Genomic DNA, 18,139 nt, shown 5'->3' with positions numbered 1-18,139 from the left:
CAGATCTTAGGCCTTTCTCAAGCCAAGTCAAATAACCGAATGCCAAACCGTTCTCTCGACTAGTAATCTCAAATTTAATTGACACGATTTAATCATCCTTCAGGTGAATTATTTTAATGTCCTAATTTATTGTTCAACGCGGCTAAGTACGATATTACGACCTGAAACGAGTTGACGAATCTCACCGCCAACCAAATCAAAGAAGTATCTCCCCTAGCTTCATCAAGACAATTCAAAATCCCGCTCCGTTCCTGGGACTACAGAGAGAATTGAATTTTCTCGATACGCAACAGTTGCTTCTCCGTTTTTAGTAAGCGCGAGAATATGGTCATGCGAAGTTCAATACGCCCACGATTTGCCGCTTGCGGGTTTTTTTGGAGCCAGGCGTTAACACTCGCGTCGACTGCATCTGCGATCGGTTTAAGGTTCCCGCCAGTCTGAATCGCTGTCGACCGTGCAATTGGTTCAGGCTTGAAGAGGCCTAATTCAGGGTGTTTTACCTTCAACGCATCCAACACACCGGACTCGTAAGACCACAAAAGGTCCATGGTCGGCCAAAGCTTCGAATCTTCACGCAAATCTTGTCTAATCAAATCATCAAAGAGTCGCTCCTTCATAAACTTTAAAAGAGCATCTCCCAATGTCGAACCGCTGATTGACACAGGTTCTTCGACCAGAATACTCGGCGTGTAGCGGTCGCTCGTGCGGACTTCACTGCTACTGTAGGTAAATTTCTTATTGGTCTTCAACCCGTACGATTCACCTAGATTTTGATTGCGCTTCACCCACACACGGGGCCAAGCGTTTTCTAGCAGCATCAAGCTGAGACCGCGAATCGTGATCCTGTTGCCCTGATACCGCATTTCAGGATCATATTCGCTGATTACTCTGGCAAGTCCACCGCCTCTGTTATCTGACCTAGCATCGTTATCGATGCCCTTGTTCAGGTTGATCCGTTCCAACTTGAAGTCCAAGCGGCCCCTCTTCCATTCTCCCTTCTTCATCAGTAAGGTGGTCGACTTACGATCGGCAACATCAGGCTTGTCGTTTTTGGTGCTAAGCAAATAACTCTGGTGCACCTCTGCGGGGTTTTCTAATTGGGAAGCTGGGGAAACTTTTAATGGCACCAACAGTTCGGCAAGTGTCTTGGCCCAATACGCTAGGGCCTCAATCCAAAGGCCGTCATCCACTTCAACGCCACCAGATTCTGAATTTCGTTTACCCGAAAGCTCACTGAACTCATAGAGGACGGACAGGGCACTGCGCCGTTTCGTATTCAGGGCAGCCTTTATCTCGTCCGGGCGGGTGTTATAGTCGACATCGAGATAGGTATCGTCCTGAGCCACTTGGTCTTTACGCTCAACGTCGATGACCAGTGACCAGGTCTTCAGGCTCTTGGCTGAGTCGCCCTCCAGCTCCGACGAATCCAAAACTGATACGCTAGGGGGGATCACCAGGCTCTTGAACAGAACTGGAATATTGGCTGGCTTGTCCTGGGCTAAAGGAATCCGTGTGGGCGTGAATAGCTTGAGCCAACGCGTATCATCAGGGTCAATCGACCCTACATCACCCTCCCCTAAATTTACCCGCACATATTCAATGTTGAAGGAGAGTGAGCTATTGACAGAACGGGACGCTCCTGCATTCGCTACATCAAACTGAATGCACAAGTGTCCGTTTGTACCGCTGCGACGGATGGCAGCTGGTAGGAAGTTGCCCTCCTGGGCCGAATGCTTAACACTGCCATAGAGACAGAAGCTATTTTCCGCACCTTTCGGTAACCTTTCATAAGCTAGAGGAACGACCAGAATAGTGTCTAGGCCATAAAATCGGCTTATTCGCCTCTTAAGGCTGTTCGAAAGGTTATCTTCAAGTACCTTTTTCGCCGCATGAATTTCGGCCGCATCTTCATCGTCCTGGTAAATGGGTTCATGGCGCTTCGCTAAACTGTCTGCCAATTGGGCTCTGGCTCTTGCCAAATCTTCTACCAACCCAGCCATGACTGATTCGTTATTTCGCAGGAGGACGGCGCACTGATCTGGAGCATTGTAGAAATCAATCTCGTTCAGTAGCCCTCGAAATGCCGTATCCATATCAAAGTTGCTGATGGTGACCTTTCCAAAAATTTCGTTGGCTTTAGGCCCGCGCTTTTTCTCCAACCAGTCCCAGAAATCTGCCTCTGCCTCGGACCTTGTTTGGGTTGCCAACGGCTCGAATGCTGCATAGGCCGCAGGCTCCGCGGCTGCGGCCCGGCTCGGAGTCAACTCAAGAATCTTGGCGTCAAGGATATAGATAAGGGTCCTGCCACGCGCATCCTCAGTGTGGGCAGCAACAATCTTTGGGCGTCCCCCGCGGGAGGTGAAGGCAGTGACTGCCTCTGCCAATCGCTCTTCCTTCGAACGCCCAACCTTATCATGCGTATCGGGCTCATCAGTAAGCGGTAATTCAATACGTTTTTCCAAGACCTCACTTTTTTTGAGGTTTGCAGTGTTGTCATCGCCCTGCAAGCCGTCATGTACTTCATTCGCGTTTCGAGAGATAACGAGTTCGGTACGATACAGTGCAAAACCTTCTGCTGGTGGTTTCCCGGACAGAGAGAATTCCAGTTCTACACGATCGGTAAAGTTTGTCGCCCCGTCGCGCACCGCCTGATAACACCTCTTGAGGAAGCTGTAGACTCTCTTCCGGTCAGAAGCAGAAAGACGTTTGTTCTCTCCGCCTGTGAAGCCGAGGGTGCAAAACAAGTCATAATGGGTGCCCGTATCGCGCATTTGCTGCATACAGCGCATAATGTCAGCCGCCCGGTTTTTCAAATTCTGCCTCGCCTCCTCGGCTGACAGGCTCAGTCCCCCCTGATCTGCTAGTGAAACTAATTGCGAACCATCAAAGGTAAGCGAATAAACCAGCTTTTTGTTCGCAACGTCATGGGAGGACGTCATGCCCGCCAAAGCACCGGGAGCAAGGAGCGGATCATAGTAAAGCGGTATTAAATCCGCTGTTTGTTCACCGCCAGGGGCGTTGTAGCCCATGATGTCGCGAAACTGGGTTTTCACTTTCATTTTGGTGCCAATCGCGCCATACACGAAATGATGGTCGGGGTCGCGAACGAGATCGCGACTTTGTGCTTGGTTCGGCTTAACGAGCCGCGCGGCCGAAACCGACCAGGAATAGGCCCATTTATCGGAATCGACCTCATCGACCACGGGCGTCACTGGCAGGTCGAGTTCTGCCGGACGGCCCTCATAGAACTCGTTTCCCTCTATGGATACCGCCAAGAGGTTGTAGCGCGCCGAGAGATTCACCTCCTTACCACCAGCAGCCTCCAGGAGTCGCTCAGCCGCGTTGCTATACTGAAATTGCTCAAAGACGGCTGAATTGTTTGCGACCTTCATAACACCAACGGACTCAAGGCGCTCGCGCAAAGCTTCTGCACGTGACACGCGAAGTCCAGGTAGATTGAGTGATTTGAATCGATTTTCAGGGTTGGGCCTCTTAACCTCCAGTTCCAGGACACCGGGAGCTCCGAGAGCCACGACCTTCTCACCAACCTCACGAAGCATCAATGGTGCCTCCGCAGAAACCGTCACTCCTGCATTGATCGCCTGGACATAAAGCGGCAGTGGACTGGTTTCCCGTAACTCCGGCAACACGATCATCATCGTGATTTCCTGCTTTTCCGACTCTTCAAACCCTTTGAGGCGCAACATATAGCCGCCGCTGTTTGTTTCAGCGGCATCCGCAAGAATGGAAAGGGCCTTTTGACGCTCTCTCTGACTAAAAAACTTACGAACCATAATGTCGGGTTCGGACTGCTCAAAAAGGCGTGGGGTGGGGATATCGGTTGGGTTGGGATCTGTAGAAAGGTTTGTCCTTAAGATGAAAGACTGCTCCATATTACAGTTGATCTCATCAAAGGCGTCATTGTTGTCGCCGACATTCCTCAGGAACGTATAGCCCATGTCCGGGTTGCCAAAGTCCACCTCTTCTGCCCCCTGGGCCTTATGTATGAGGCCCAACGCCCGCCGACTGTCCTCTGGCATGCGGTCGATTTGATAAAGGTCTTGGGCCCCATCCACCGGCAGAAGCGGGATTTTGATTAATACTACCTGCTTGAAGGGAAGGGATTCTCTGGGCATCCCTTTATCGCGCTCCTTTGGTTGATATCTGTCCAGAAAATAATTCGTTTTTGTTTTCAGAACATCCGGCAATATATGTAAATTGATGCCCTTGCCTTCAATCGAGACTTTTTCAGTAAGCGGTAATGCCTCCTTCGGCCCCTTGACAAAAGGAAGCTTACGCCCAGGTTCTATTTTGCCAAAGTCGACTGGTTGTTTGAGTAAATCCCGGATTTGGCCTGCGGCGTCCTCGTCCGTTTTGAAAACGATTCGTGACTGGTCAAAAGTCAGCACAAGTGCTTTAGGCAAAGCATCCGGATCAATTCCAATTTCGATGAGCCGTGCCGATGGAAGCGCCTTGGTCGACTGGTCCGGGTCGGTAAGCTCTTTGCCTTCGGGAAGATCCATCGCGTACTCTGGAACTCTGTTGCCAGAGAAGAACTGCTGGTTTACCCGCATGGAAACACCTGATGCCAAACTGAGCATTTTGCGTTTCAGCTCAGGGAGGGTTATGCCATCGGGCATTTCAAGGCCCGGCAGTTTCTCGCTCAGAATCGCCCAAGCGGCCTTCAAAATGCTCTCGAGATATTCTTCAAACAGATAATCCTCTAAAAGACTTGTTGCTCCCTCGCGCACGCTGTTAGTGCCAGGGAATTCGTCGCCCTCTCGAACCTGAATACGGCGAAAGTCAAAAAGTTTGTCTAGGTCTTCGACAAACGTGCTCGGCACTGATCGATTTGCGAAGGACGGGATCGGGGTCTCCACATCATTTTCTGCGATACGGAACGCCTTCATTTCTTGGGGTGTAAAGAAGACCGTTGCACCGCGTGGCTCTTCTTCAAATTCTTCGGGCAAGGTTTCCGGATTGAGGTAGTCAAAGCGGAAGGCGGTAGTAAGATGTGCCTTGGCATTGCTGGCCGACCATTCACCACGGTCACCTGGCATCCTGAGAGCCGCTACCGCTTCGGCGCAGGCTTTGACCTTGGCTTTGCTGATTTTTCCCGATTGAAATTGATCGCTGCCATCCGACAACAGTTCGTTGATTTTCAGAGAATTGAACGACCAGTCGACGATGAACTCAAGTAGGTTCTTGAAGGATCCAGTGTCCGGGTCATCTGATTCCGGTGGCTCACCATAGAGCAAATTCAAAACCGGCACTGCGACGATATTGCCCGTATCATTCCGGACGTAATCGAACTGCGGTAGGACTTCAACTGTTTTTTGGGGGCTATCCGGAGGGCTCTGGTCAGGGTCGAAGGTCACCGAGTCCACAGAGCCCAAATCTTCGGCCTCAGTGGCGTTGAGCGCACGCAGTCCCTGGGCGCCACCAGTAGTGACGAAATATTCATCATAGGATATATCGGACTTCGGACGCGCGAGAACGTAGGTTTTTCGGAATTCCCGTTCGAACTTCAGACGGATGGCCACCTCGATCTTCCTACCGAAAACCTTGATCCGAAATAAAACCCAGCGAATTGATACCTGAATCAATGCTCGTGCATAAGCGGTGGTGCCTCTGAGCGTCTCGAAAACCACACCATAGGCGATCAGCGCCCGCGCGTTGACGCCAAAGCGAGTGACGCTAAAGTCGATAACTCCCCAGATTTCGGCCAAGATTCCAAGCTCGGCCCAGTACTTATGGTAGTGCGGACGTAAAGCGCGGCTTATCTCCTCTATCTTCTTTTCGTCAACTCGTCCTTTCAATTCAATCGTGTTGAACTTGCCCCAGGTACCCGAAAGAATGCCATAAACACTGACATGCGCACCGCCGTGGAACATGGGCCATTCGTCAAGGCTACGGCCAATTCCGAACTTGCCCGAGAGGGTAAGCCGCGTGACAGGCGTATAGACAGGCAGTGCTGTCTTGGCCCCACTCTTTGTCTTTCGAAGCAAAGGCACATCTCGAAGGGCCGAACCACTGATCTTTCCATAGGCTACACCGGCGCTGCCGGTGAAAACCCCGAACTCCGCCGCGCCAGCATTCGAATAATCGGTGAGGTCATCAAGATTAAGACCTACATTGACTAGATAGCCGCCATCGGTATCCATCTTCATCACCACCCACGGGAGCTGGATGGTGACGGCCCCCACAGAAAAGCGCCTGATCTCCTCGGCAAACTTTAACGTGGCGGTGTAGACGCCCAAACGAGGTGTTGTTTGCTGATACATAACCGACAGGCTGGCCAGGTCTTTGACGCTGGCCTCACCGCCATAGAGCTTCGGTGGGTTGTATACTGCATGGGCTGTTATAAACTTGTCGGGGAACTCCGCCCCAGCACCTATGAACCATTCAGAATTGGTGTCGTATCTGAGACGAGTATTGATATTACCTCGGTATTCTCTTACTTCTGCCTTTATCCTCTTTCGATACTCCGAATCGCTCTCACCTTCTTTTCTTTCCCCCAGCTTGAGTTTGATGATTTCCTCAACATCTTTGTACACATCTTTGGCTGTTTGCTTTAAACCCGTGTACCTGAAATTTTGTGAAACAAACAGGCCAAATTTCTCGAAAAAGGCGACTTTCTCAGCCGTAAAACCTGCAAGCCACCCCATCGATTCTAAATATGACCGGTTCGCTCCTTCATTAGATTGTTGATTCAGCTCCTCAGAATTTTGGCCTGTTGCCGGGGTCAGCAAGATCCCGGACGTTACACCTTCGGGTGGAAGTTTGAAGCCATTGATGTCCATCCTGAAATCGGTGAGAGCAATGAAACGACTGCTGCCTTCATCTCCCTCAAACATATCGAAATAGCCTGCGGTGAACTTGACCGGGCCAATCGACATATCAAGGCGGCGTCCCCCATTGTCAGGAAAGCGCAAACCCACGGCAAAACCAGGATCATCCCCGGACTTCCATCCCACCATCAAATCGGCCACGAGAGACGAGTCAAAACCTATCAGGCGGCCCAGGCTCCCAAGATCTAGCCTGAATTGAAGACCGAAATTGATCTTGCCTTGTTTGTCATTGCCAAAGTTCGAATAACCAACTTCGGGAAGACTCAAGCCTTTGAAGAGATGAAATCTTTCGAATTTGAGGGGGAAATTAGCAAGCAGACCGTTTTTTCGAAGCTTTGGAAAGTTTGCGTCAATGGCAATCGCATCAAAGTTCAAATCCTTGGGCCACGCAAGAATACCGCCCGACCATGTACCGTCTTTGCTTTTTTCGAACAGCCCGTCAAAGTCCAGTGATAAGCCGTTCATTTCGATCGATTCGAAATTTAGGATATCCGAGATGCCGGCCAGGGATAGCTTCTTGAATTTGGCATCTGCGTCAATAACGATCTTACTCGAAACTTTGCGCTTCCCTCCGCTTTGGTCTTCGACCTTATGTGTTTTGAATTCCAGTTTGCTGATGGTCAGTTCCTGGAAAAACCTCCCGTCATTGTTTTCATAGTCCTCATCCGGGCGATCGATAAGGTAGATTGGGCGATCATGAATAAAGCTGTACGTGTTGATCTTTTGGCCATTCGTAATCAGAGATTCGTAGCGTCCCCTGATCCAAAGGGTTTGAGCTTTATTACCGGTTGTTTGCAAACCTTTGGGCACCGCTCCGCCATTATTAAAGGTCGACTCTTCCCCGAACCACTCGGCGAGCTTTACCTTGAGAAGGCAATCAAATCCCTTCACTTCCGAGTTGCCAAACAACACCTTCAATTCAGGCACCTTGAAGGAAAAGTTTTGTTCCAGCGAACTATCGTCAGAGTAAGAGACAAGCCCAAAGAAACTGCTGGGCCTCATTGAGGGGAGACCCTTTACCTGCGTGATCTTATTTTGGTTGAAGCCGACATGGTGTGCGCGGAAGCGGTCCAATTTCATCCCTGATGCAAGACCTGCCAGACCCTCAGGCATATTGTCCAGATCAACTTGCGGATAGATCAGTAAAGTGCCGACCCAGTCGGGTGCATCAAGAATGCGACGAATGTATCGATAATAATCAACCTTTCCTTGAGTATCGTTAATGCCAATCGAGGGTGCGCTCTCGTCAACCTCGGCAATCCAGTTCCTGATAGTTGCTTTCGTAGATGCCAATTTGTCAGAAGGGAATCGACTCTCCTGGCTATAGTTATCCCATGTTTCCTCGTCGTTCAGGAGGTTACGAAGGGTCCCCTTTTTGTACTTCGCAACCAAGATTGGATCCCTCGATGCATTGGAACTGAGGGCCGAAACTCCCCCGGGATCGCTCGCTAGATCAAGCGAGAAGCCCCAATCGGAAATTTGAATCTCTTGGTCCAGATCAAATAACTCGGATCCATCCATCCCAGTTGATATATCAGCATATTTCGCAGGTACTACCAGGAAGAATTGGTTCTGGCGCATCAGGCTTCTGAAACCAGAGTCCCTGAACTTCAGCGAAAATTTCTTTTCTTCATTTTTGACATTTACGCTCTTGGCGAGCGACACCACTTCTTTACCGGACTGCCTATCTAGCTCAAACCCTTGAGGTGTGACAGCGACGCCTTGGGCGCCCCGTATTTCCGTGATCCGCTGTTTGTCTTTGGTTCTCTGCTGTAGGCGGTAGCGGGAGAGCGTTTCATTCAGCAACACCACAGGGTCTTCGATTCTTGGGGCAGGTGAGCCATTTTTGAATGAACCACCCGATCTTGCACTTGCGTCCGCGCCGCTTACAAACAACACTTTACGTGCCGCAAGCGCAGCGTCCGGCTCATCATCCAGTTGATAGTCGAGCGTCTTGGAGGCATTGGCTATCGAAAGATTTTGGTCAGGACCGAATTGGGCCATCTCGTCGGCTTGTGAAGAAACACGCCACCCTTGTTCGGTAGCTGCCTGCCCTTGGCCAATTAACCTTCCGTCTGGGGAAACTGGCACAATATGCGCCCAAATGGTCGGAACTGATGCACTGAGCAGTTCTCCCGTCTTAAAATCCTCGACTTCTTCGGGTTCGAGCTCAAGTTCTTTGCTGAAATGGAGAATCGAACGCCGCATAAAGGCGGGCTGCTCGTTCGCAGAAGCGATTGAGGCAGAGCCTTTATCTGTGGCCTCACCGATGAAATGAAGCGCTGCTACCGGTACGCCTCTCTCTTCGACACTGACGACCTCAGTATTCGAAACTCCAAGTTTTAGGCGCCGTGCCTGAGTACGAACAGTTTCCCGGCCCCCCCCACTTAGAGGCGAAATCGGGAACTCGCCCTCGAGCATAATCACACTACCGCTGCCAGCCACCCCCCACGAAGGAGCACCCACGTCCAGGTTCCCACGATCGTGAAAGAGTTGCTGAGGCGCTCTGACAAAGCGCAGGGATTGGCCAGGTTTACCTACCTGCAGACAGATACTGTTCCCAAGTGTATCGTGCTGATTAACTGGCAAATCAATATGGGACTTTTCGGTTCCTACTGGTTCTATCAGTTCAATCTTGGAGCGTTTCTGAATCTCTCGGCTGGAACGACGCAGGTCCCACGAAATCTTGTCATATGGAAAAACGTCCCACTCACCTCGCACAAGGAAGCCAAGGCCCGCCGCCGCCCCATACAGTGCGCCGATCTTATCCTGATCGAAAATCTGAACTAGGTCGCGACGGGACCGCAGCCCAAATGGGCGAGAGTAAGGGTTACCTTCCACATAATCGCCACAAAAAAAGGCTTGGGAAATAACCCGGTCTGCAAACAGATCAACTTCGGCAAAGCCTTCAAAGCGAAACACGCCGCGGCGCAGATCAAGGAAGAAATCAATAGTCGCAAAGTCTCTCTCCTTCGCGTGGTAGACCAAATGTCTGCCCGCCAGCAATATTTCCACGCCTTTAAAAACAAGACTTGGCTCCGGTAACTCTCCGACCGTGATGAGACTGTCCCGATAGGTTGTGATCTCGGAAGTTGCCAAATGGCGCAGAATAGTTGTGCCCGCAGTCTGCTTCCACTCCGCATCTCTCCTTAGCCAAAGCGCGGGACGGCCATCATTGTGGTTCCACAACAAAAAGGCATACTTCCCACTGTCACCCTGCACATGGGCAATAGCAGCATTTATTTCACCTTCAAGCCTTCCGCTGTCTTTGCCTATCTTGACCAACTGAAGAAAAAAACTTTGATCATGAAAGTTGGCCGACTCCTGCAATGCCGCTCTTAGGTTTGGAATCCGATCCACATCCGGATCCGCCGAAGGTACGTAAAGCGTCAAGAGATTCGGGTCAAGGGAAGTGGTTTCCAGAATAAAACCACGCGAAGAGCCAAACCGAGTTAGTGCCACCATGACAATTCATCTCCCGGAACTAGAGGAAGGGCTAGTCCGTCAAGAGACGTCAACCTGTCCAATTTAATTCGGACCAAGGTGCCCGCCCGACGACGCTTAAGCGACACCTTCGCAAGCGCACGCTTTACGAGGGCAGCCTCATTATGAGGAGGAGTCGCCACTCCGCTCTCGGCAGCGCGGGCTCTCATAACGTTTTCTGAAAGCCTGAACTTTTCATCAAGGACACTTAGAAGAGAGGTACCAGTGCGGATCCAGCGGAGCTCGCCGTTGAGATAAACTGGAATTTGAGTAAAGGGGCGGATGTTAGACGGCATGACAAGGTCATGAAAATAATCTTCCTCAGCCCCTTCAAACGCATCAGGAGCTTGCTTCTGAAGCTCCAACCATACTTCGACGAGTGTTGTGACGCAGTTATGGAAGTGCTTATGCGCCGTTCCTTTCTTGATACAACCGCGTGGTTGTTGGAGTCGGTTTTGGCTCGAGACAGTGTCTGATTCAAAAGCATAGTGCTGCTGCACAAAATCTCTTAGTGCAGCATTCTTGAATAATAGCAATATGTTACTGCGTCGAATTGACGAGTCCATACCGCTGGGATACCTCAAGTCACGGTCGTCTTGGAGCAGAAGAGTCTGTTTATAGTTTGAGGTAAAAAGAAGCGCAAAAGGAAAACTTGACTTCGAATTGTCTGTAATCCGATCAAGTGGTGCCCAATAATCAACCTCGCCAGGACTTCTGTTATCGTCAACAGGCCGGAAATACCCTTCGTCTGGCTCAGCCCAGCCTTCTCCCAGCAGCGTAACTGGGTCGAGCCCGGCTACTAGGTCGTGGCGGCCATCTAATCCGGTAGCAGGGCGAATTAGGCCGAGCCAATTCATGCATGACAAAGCACCAGGCACTAGAGCACTAACCCTTCGCCCAGCTGGTGCACCTCGATCTTTGACTTCAGGGCCGCGGTTGAAACTATAGCTTTGAAAACAGATTCTCTTCCCAGGATCGAGACGCTCAATATTATGGGGTATGACATCTGTGTCGCGCTTTCGCTGATATACACCAAGTTCACCAGTTAGAATCCGTCGGCGAGTTTGTACCAGTGTCCCGAGGCGGCGTTTCATCTGAAGGCGGTCAGAGAGCGGAATGTTTGCCTTTGTCGAGCCGCCCAGACTGGATCCGATGTCTTTCGTTAGCCTTTTCTCTATTTCGCGAATTACATAATTCTCGAAACAGGTTGCGCCCACTTCCTCAGGACATTCGCATGCTGCGAGCCACCCCTCGGTTTGAGCTTTCTGAGTCATTGAATGGGCAATAGCGCCTGGCGCCCGGAAGCGTGCCTTGATTTGATAGAGGCCTGTGGAGAGTTCTTTTATGCTGATATCAGGCCTGCCAAAACATTCGGAAATCCCATTTTCTTTTTTGTCGTAATGTTCTCCCATAGGAGTAGGCCAGAACCGACGCGAACCCAGCTCAGCCCCTGCAAAGACCCTCACCGAACCGAAATCAACTCCAACGCCACTATCATTTGAGGAGTTGAAGACATCGGCGTCTACCGTAGTGCCGACCAAACCGTCGATCACGACCTCTGAGCGAACAAGTCGGCTATTGCTGTAGCATCCCGTCAGTGCCAACAAGAAAAAAAACCAAAAAACCAAACCCAGTGCGCGACCTAACCGACAAAGCACATGCCCTCTTAGAGCATTCGACACCATATTATGAAGGCAAGTCCCTCCGAAATTGATGTTTTGGATGTCTTGATAACCCACTTGATTACATTGCAGATTTTGATCTCTAAGTTCATTTTCATTTCGCATACACTTGTACCTAAAGCATACGATATTTCTATTACGTTCCTTTATCCCAGAGAGGTAGTCCCTAATGGGGATTCTACTAGCTTATATTTCTTGTATCTTTCAATCGAAAATCCATAAAATCCTGTTTTTTTCACAATATCTATGAATTTTTGGTTGATTCTAAATTAATATTGACCTGATGCTCACATGGCTCCAGATCTTCAAGATTCTAATACTTCATTTCATATATTATATATTCGTAGGTTGACTTCTATTTTCTCGGACGGACGCAAGCAAGGCGCCTCGAAACCTAACTTTAAGACATTGATTTCAGTACATCAGTATCAAAAAAAAGGATCTGAAATCTACTTCGGCAGGAATTCTTCCACTATCACTGGGCGACGATAGGAATTGTTTAAATACCTTGATCAGTGGTATCTCTGCTTGCTTTCTTTTCTGAACATAGTCCTGTTTTTTTCATGTGTCCAATCGTAAATCTTCCAAGTTTGGTGGCTGGCAGAAAATAAGATGGCACTGTGACGAGCCTTGAACAAATTTTGTTAATCATGGACAGGCAAGACTTGCTTATTTTTCAGATGCAATACAATTATGCTATGAAAGGAGATTCATCATGCATGATTGGGAAGCTTTTGTAGCTTTTGCAACTGCACTGGACCTGATGCCTCTGGAATGGAAAAAGGGCAATTTACGCGGTCTTTCCTTTACACTTTAATGTGTTTGGTTGTCGCTAGCGACGCGCAAGCGACATCGTAAGGAGCACAAAGCTGTTCTTTAATTCACGTTCTTCTGGGTAATCCCCCCGATAAAGAGCGGTGATCAGAAGTAGAATTTTCCGTAAGCTACACGCAGGGAGATTCTGCATGAAAAAATCACGTTTTTCGGACAGCCAAATCTTGTCGATCCTGAAGCAAGCTGAAAATGGCGTACCCATTCCGGAGCTTTGCTGCGAGCACGGAATGAGCAGTGCGAGCTTCTACAAATGGCGCTCTAAGTTCGGTGGTATGGATGCGTCGATGATGGCCCGCCTGAAGGAGCTGGAGGACGAGAACCGTCGGCTCAAAAAAATGTACGTCGAAGAGCGACTGAAGGCGGACATTCTGAAGGAAGCCATCGAAAAAAAGTGGTGAAGCCGTCTCGACGCCGTGAGATGGCGCAGAAAGCCGTTATAGATAAGAGTATTAGCATTCGCCTGTCCTGCGGGATGTTCAGCATCAGCGAGACCTGCTATCGCTAACAGGCCAAACTCAGCTATGAGAACGCTGAGGTTGCAGATTGTTTGGTTCGATTAACCGACAATCACCGGAACTGGAGCTTTGGCCTGTGCTTTCTGTATTTGCGTAACGTGAAGCGCTTTAGCTGGAACCATAAGCGGGTTTACCGGATCTATCGGGAATTGGAGCTGAATCTGCGCATCAAGCCGAAGAAGCGCCTTGTCCGCGAGAAGCCACAGCCGCTGGCTGTGCCGGAAACCATCAATGACAGTTGGTCAATGGACTTTATGCACGACCAGCTGAATGATGGACGCAGTTATAGGCTGTTTAATGTGATCGACGACTACAACCGCGAGGGGCTCGGTATCGAGGTCGACTTCTTGTTGCCTTCAGAACGCGTGATCCGAACGCTGGATAACATCATTGAGTGGCGTGGAAAGCCCCGCTCAATTCGCTGTGGCAACGGGCCAGAATACGTCTGTGGCAAGCTACTAGCCTGGGCTGAAAGCCAAGGCATTCACCTGGCCTTTATACAACCTGGCAAGCCACAACAGAATACCTACGTCGAACGCTACAACCGTACTGTTCGATATGACTGGCTGGCTCAGCACTTGTTGGAGAGCACAGAGGAGGTACAAAATTACGCCACTCGTTGGCTCTGGCATTACAATAACGAACGACCCAATATGGGACTCGGAGAGATTACCCCTCAACAGAAACTGGCCATGGTGGCCTGAACTCTACTTCTGCACCCCGCTAAAAAAGGGGAGGATTACCGTTCAATGATCCCGGAGGCTGCATATGAGTATAGAAACTGGAGCCCTAACCGCTATGGCTGTCGGGGTCCTTGGCGGGGCGATCCTTACCGGGTGGTGTTTGTACTCTCGCTATCAGGAGATCAAAACTGCATCGAATGGTCATCTCGATCGTACCTAGTCGATCAACCCAGTGTACTGTGTGGCATTACCACCAACCCATCCTATCGACCCAAAGTCGTTTTTCTCCTCATTCGAATACATTTTTCCTTATTTTTGTCACGCAACACGCAGCCATTTTTGCGCGTGCGTTCTGTCAGTCGAACCGCTTGTAACTGAGTAAATTGGTCGCTGTGCATCGGGAGCATCTTTGGCACTAGAGCCAGGGGAGCTGCCCTATTTACAAATCCAAACTTTAGGTACAGCAGCAATGGCGATCAAGAAAGAAAAGTTAACTGACAGTTACGCGTCGATCCCAAATTCCATCTTGAGAGATTCGGAATTACCACTCGACACAATCGGTTTACTCGCATTTCTCCTCTCTCTGCCGGAGGATTGGGAGGTTCGAGCCAGCCAAATCCAACAAAAATTTGGAATTGGCAGGGAAAAACGACAACGAATGTATAAACAACTCGAAAATGCTGGCCATTTGGTACAGCGGAATGGTCGCGGAATTGATGGTCGCTGGACTACAGAAACAATAATTTATCAAGTTCCTCAAAACTAGCAATTACCGGAAACGGGGGGTTCCGGCAACGGTTCCCTCCACGCCGGGTATCCCGACACCGGTTAACACAGCACTCTACGTAAGAAAATCCATACAAAGAAAATTAGACAAATAAACATTGTACTAACCGGCAGCCAGCTGAATGAATAAGCCCGACTGAGAAATTAGGACTATCCTTCAAAAAATCACGGTAGTCGAAAAAATTGACCGAGGACACTCGTCTGAAACTTGGTCAATAATTCGCCAGGCTCAGTCGGTATCTCTGCCGCACAGGTAATAGGATATGCCACACGCTTGCCACCTGTGTTGAAGTTTACCTGCAGTTCATTACAGTGCATCTTTCGCGCTAACACTAACCAAGTGAACCACACCGGGTTTGCCTGGCCCTTCAGGTATCAGTTTGCCACCGCCCTGCTCTTTCACCGTCACGAAATGCTCTTCCAGGCTTTCATTGTCTATGTAGCTTAAATGCACATCGTAGAATTCCATGCCGCCGATCTTCTTCAGCTGCTTCTTTACACGGCGACGAACCTCCAGCGCATATTCCAAACACTGGCGCACAGCTTCTTTATCAAACTCTCCGTGTGGGTACAGCAGCTTGAGCAGGCCTGAGACTGTCTTGCGTACCGCAATCACATCACGCTGGCTCAGATCACTGCCAAGTTTGAAATGCTTGTCTATCGCATCCGCAAAGCTGCGCTTGCGCATCTCCCGATAGAATTCGGCCAGGTAATCTACGATCAGCCCATAGCGGTTGGTAAAAAACTCCGGCAGCATCTTGGGGATTTCCCAACCAGGGATATCGGCGTGAAAACGATCAAAGAAGGCAGCATCAACCATCGCAGCTGGGAACGGTGCCAGTAGATGGCTGGTTTTCACCAGCGATTCAACGGACTGGTTGATGTTGCCGATAAACACCATGGAAGCACTGGCCTCCATCTGTTCCCGACCACGGGCAAACGATCCCGAGGCCATGTAACCTTTCATTATCTGGATGCCATCTTTATCTGTTTGTGACGATTCCACAAGCTTCTGACTAGTAATCACCACACCGCCGACTGCCAATCGCAACTGTTCTTGGGCATCACTTCGTGCCCGGGTCTTTGCCTGCGCGATCGAGCCTCCCTGCCCGATTCCCACAAACACCATCGCCTACCACCAGGTTCCCAAATTTGCGTTTGTATGGTCCACAATGGACGCTCAGCGGTCTTCAGGATCGGTATATCGTTTGCACGGGCCAAGTCAGATGCCATAAATAGAAGACTGACTGTCATGAGAAGAAAACCTCTATTCATCATTCGTCCTCATCTAGCCGGCCCATATCCTCCATCTCATCGGACCTTCCAACATTGAGCGAATTCATGGGCATAGCTGCGTGAACAGAAAGCAGGTGCGTAATCCAGTTCAGCTCCTGCATTGGGTCTTGAACCCCACTCTGCGAATTAGCTCCGCATTCAGTCCGCTCGACCTTGGCTTTAACCTGGCTGGCTACAATAAATAGCAACCCGGCCGCGAGCATCAACCATGGCAGCATCTTGCGCGCCCGTTTGCGTGCTGTGCCGGTTACTCATTCTAACCACACGGACAGCCTGGTCTGCTGAATCCTTTATTGCAGCCGGCGCAAGAGTCCATGTCGGACGAGAGCCTTCTCCGTCTGATGTTCAGATCAGCTTGCCGGCAACCATGGGAGGTTCGTAGGTAGTAGTGCAAGCGGTCTTAAAAATGACCAGAGCGAGTGTCACAGAGAGAGGAATAGTCAGTTTGAAATTTACCATTTTGCCCCTGTGTCGCAATTGAGGAAGCAGCTTCTATTTTCCTCATGAATCGCGATCTGCAAGCCGGTCACTTCCAAACTGACAAAGAACTACTCATGTGTTTGTGGTGGTCGGGGTGGCTCGCCGGCTCTTCCCATAACTCCCCATAAAAGTCGGATAGCGCTGTCATAATCTCTGGCCGTCGTCGGTGCGAAATCATGAGCCCTATAAAACTCATGGATCTGCCTTCGGCCAATTTGTTCTGGCGCCCTGCCGCACCACTTAATGAACCGGTCTACACGCTGGAGCTGTCGTTTCCGGGCAACTTTCCCTCCTCGACGGGCATGGCGGTGCAGCTTATAAAACAGTTCTTGATTCATGGCCTTCCTCCAATATAGGAACTCATAACGTCAGTTCTACCGTGTCCCAGTTCGACTGCAATCACTTTTCGTGCAGCCATGTCGACCGCTTTCGATGCCTTGCCGCCACTAAGCGGCGGTAGTTCACCGGTAATATTCTCGTAGCGATCGCATGCGTACCCAGCTCGAAGGTCGTGTAACCCCGTCATCCCGTGGGCCTGGAGAATCTCCCGAATATCTCTCAAGTCTCCCTCACAAAACTGGGACCAAGTTTGATTTTCTGGCACTAGAGAGCGAGCCTCACCTTGAATGTGAGAGGCATGCTCCAGTGACGCCAACTGTTGTTCGTTATTGATCGGCACTTCCCGTTTTCGACCACCCTTGGTGCCGTGAACGATCGTGACTTTTTCACTTTTCTTCGCTTCCATAAAAGCGGCTTTTGCGTCGATCAGGCTGCTTTCTTTAGATCGCAAACCAAGGTCTCGGGCCAGACTCGTGATCGCGCGTCCTCGTTCACTCATGGCCGCCATTGCCTTGTCGACCAGACCGCGGTCTATCGATGCAGGGGTGTTTTCACGCACGTGGCACCGCTGAGGTATTTTGCACGTCTTGGTCGGACTCACAGATTTCCAATTACCTCTTGTGGCCGCTTGCATAACGGTATTCACCGCGGATACAAGGTTCTGGGCATAAGCTGCAGACAGATCACCTCCCTCAACCTGGCGAGCCAGCGTCTGGCCATAATCAGTGACAAGATTAACTGTAATTTCCTCAAGTTTTCTCAGCCCCCTGCCTTTAGCGAACTGAGCAAAAAGATTGAATCGATCCGCAACAGTGGCTGCCGTCGAAAAACTGGCATTGCCGTCGGCCACCTCCCGATTCATGGCAAAGCACCCGGCTTTGGCCATGTCTCGAGTTTTTAAACCAAGATTATTTCCTCTCATAACTGTTTCCCTGGTTGTTAAGTGATGCGCTGTGCTTCAGGTGCACGCAAACCCTCCGAGAGAAGACGCTTTCAGTGCCGGGGCGTCAGGCCGGAATTCTGGCAATAAGAGCTTTCCATTGCGGGATCGAGTGCTGTGGCGAGGTAAGTTGTTAGTGGCCAATTAAAGTGACCCACTACTGGCCATTAATTTTGACCCACCTCCGAGTGGCCGTCAGGCCACAGAACCAGCTACTGTCCCCCGCTTTTATCGATGGCCGGGGGCATGT

The 18,139-nt window shown here is 50.2% G+C and carries 5 protein-coding genes and 1 pseudogene; 2 read left to right on the top strand and 4 right to left on the bottom strand.

Annotation, left to right across the window (positions count from 1 at the left end; all coding sequences use genetic code 11):
* Window positions 1-257: 257 nt before the first annotated feature.
* Complete coding sequence (locus CDH47_RS14835; protein ID WP_100640759.1) at window positions 258-10,316, bottom strand: hypothetical protein; 10,059 nt, start codon at window positions 10,314-10,316, stop codon at window positions 258-260.
* Window positions 10,304-12,121 carry a hypothetical protein gene (locus CDH47_RS14830; protein WP_100640757.1) on the bottom strand — a complete coding sequence of 606 codons (1,818 nt, stop codon included), beginning with the start codon at window positions 12,119-12,121 and terminating at the stop codon, window positions 10,304-10,306. Before CDH47_RS14830 ends, CDH47_RS14835 begins: the two co-directional genes overlap by 13 nt.
* Window positions 12,122-12,981: 860 nt before the next feature.
* Between CDH47_RS14830 and CDH47_RS14825 the strand changes: the two are divergent.
* Both CDH47_RS14825 and CDH47_RS14820 read left to right on the top strand, forming a co-directional pair.
* Window positions 12,982-14,069, top strand: a pseudogene (locus CDH47_RS14825) (IS3 family transposase).
* A 388-nt stretch (window positions 14,070-14,457) separates the two neighbouring features.
* The gene (locus CDH47_RS14820; protein WP_100640755.1) at window positions 14,458-14,814 is read left to right on the top strand and encodes a hypothetical protein; all 357 of its coding nucleotides are present in this window, start codon (window positions 14,458-14,460) and stop codon (window positions 14,812-14,814) included.
* Window positions 14,815-15,141: 327 nt separating this feature from the next.
* On the opposite strand, the gene CDH47_RS14815 is transcribed toward CDH47_RS14820, so the two are convergent.
* Together CDH47_RS14815 and CDH47_RS14805 are read right to left on the bottom strand one after the other, a co-directional pair.
* Window positions 15,142-15,963, bottom strand: coding sequence for a BREX system Lon protease-like protein BrxL (locus tag CDH47_RS14815; protein WP_205077600.1), 822 nt, complete (start codon window positions 15,961-15,963; stop codon window positions 15,142-15,144).
* 981 nt (window positions 15,964-16,944) lie between these two features.
* The gene (locus CDH47_RS14805) at window positions 16,945-17,871 is read right to left on the bottom strand and encodes an integrase domain-containing protein (protein WP_100640752.1); all 927 of its coding nucleotides are present in this window, start codon (window positions 17,869-17,871) and stop codon (window positions 16,945-16,947) included.
* Between the last annotated feature and the right edge of the window lie 268 nt (window positions 17,872-18,139).

Source organism: Marinobacter salexigens, from assembly GCF_002806945.1.
Classification (GTDB): Bacteria; Pseudomonadota; Gammaproteobacteria; order Pseudomonadales; family Oleiphilaceae; genus Marinobacter; species Marinobacter salexigens.
This window is presented reverse-complemented; position numbering and strand designations above follow the sequence as displayed.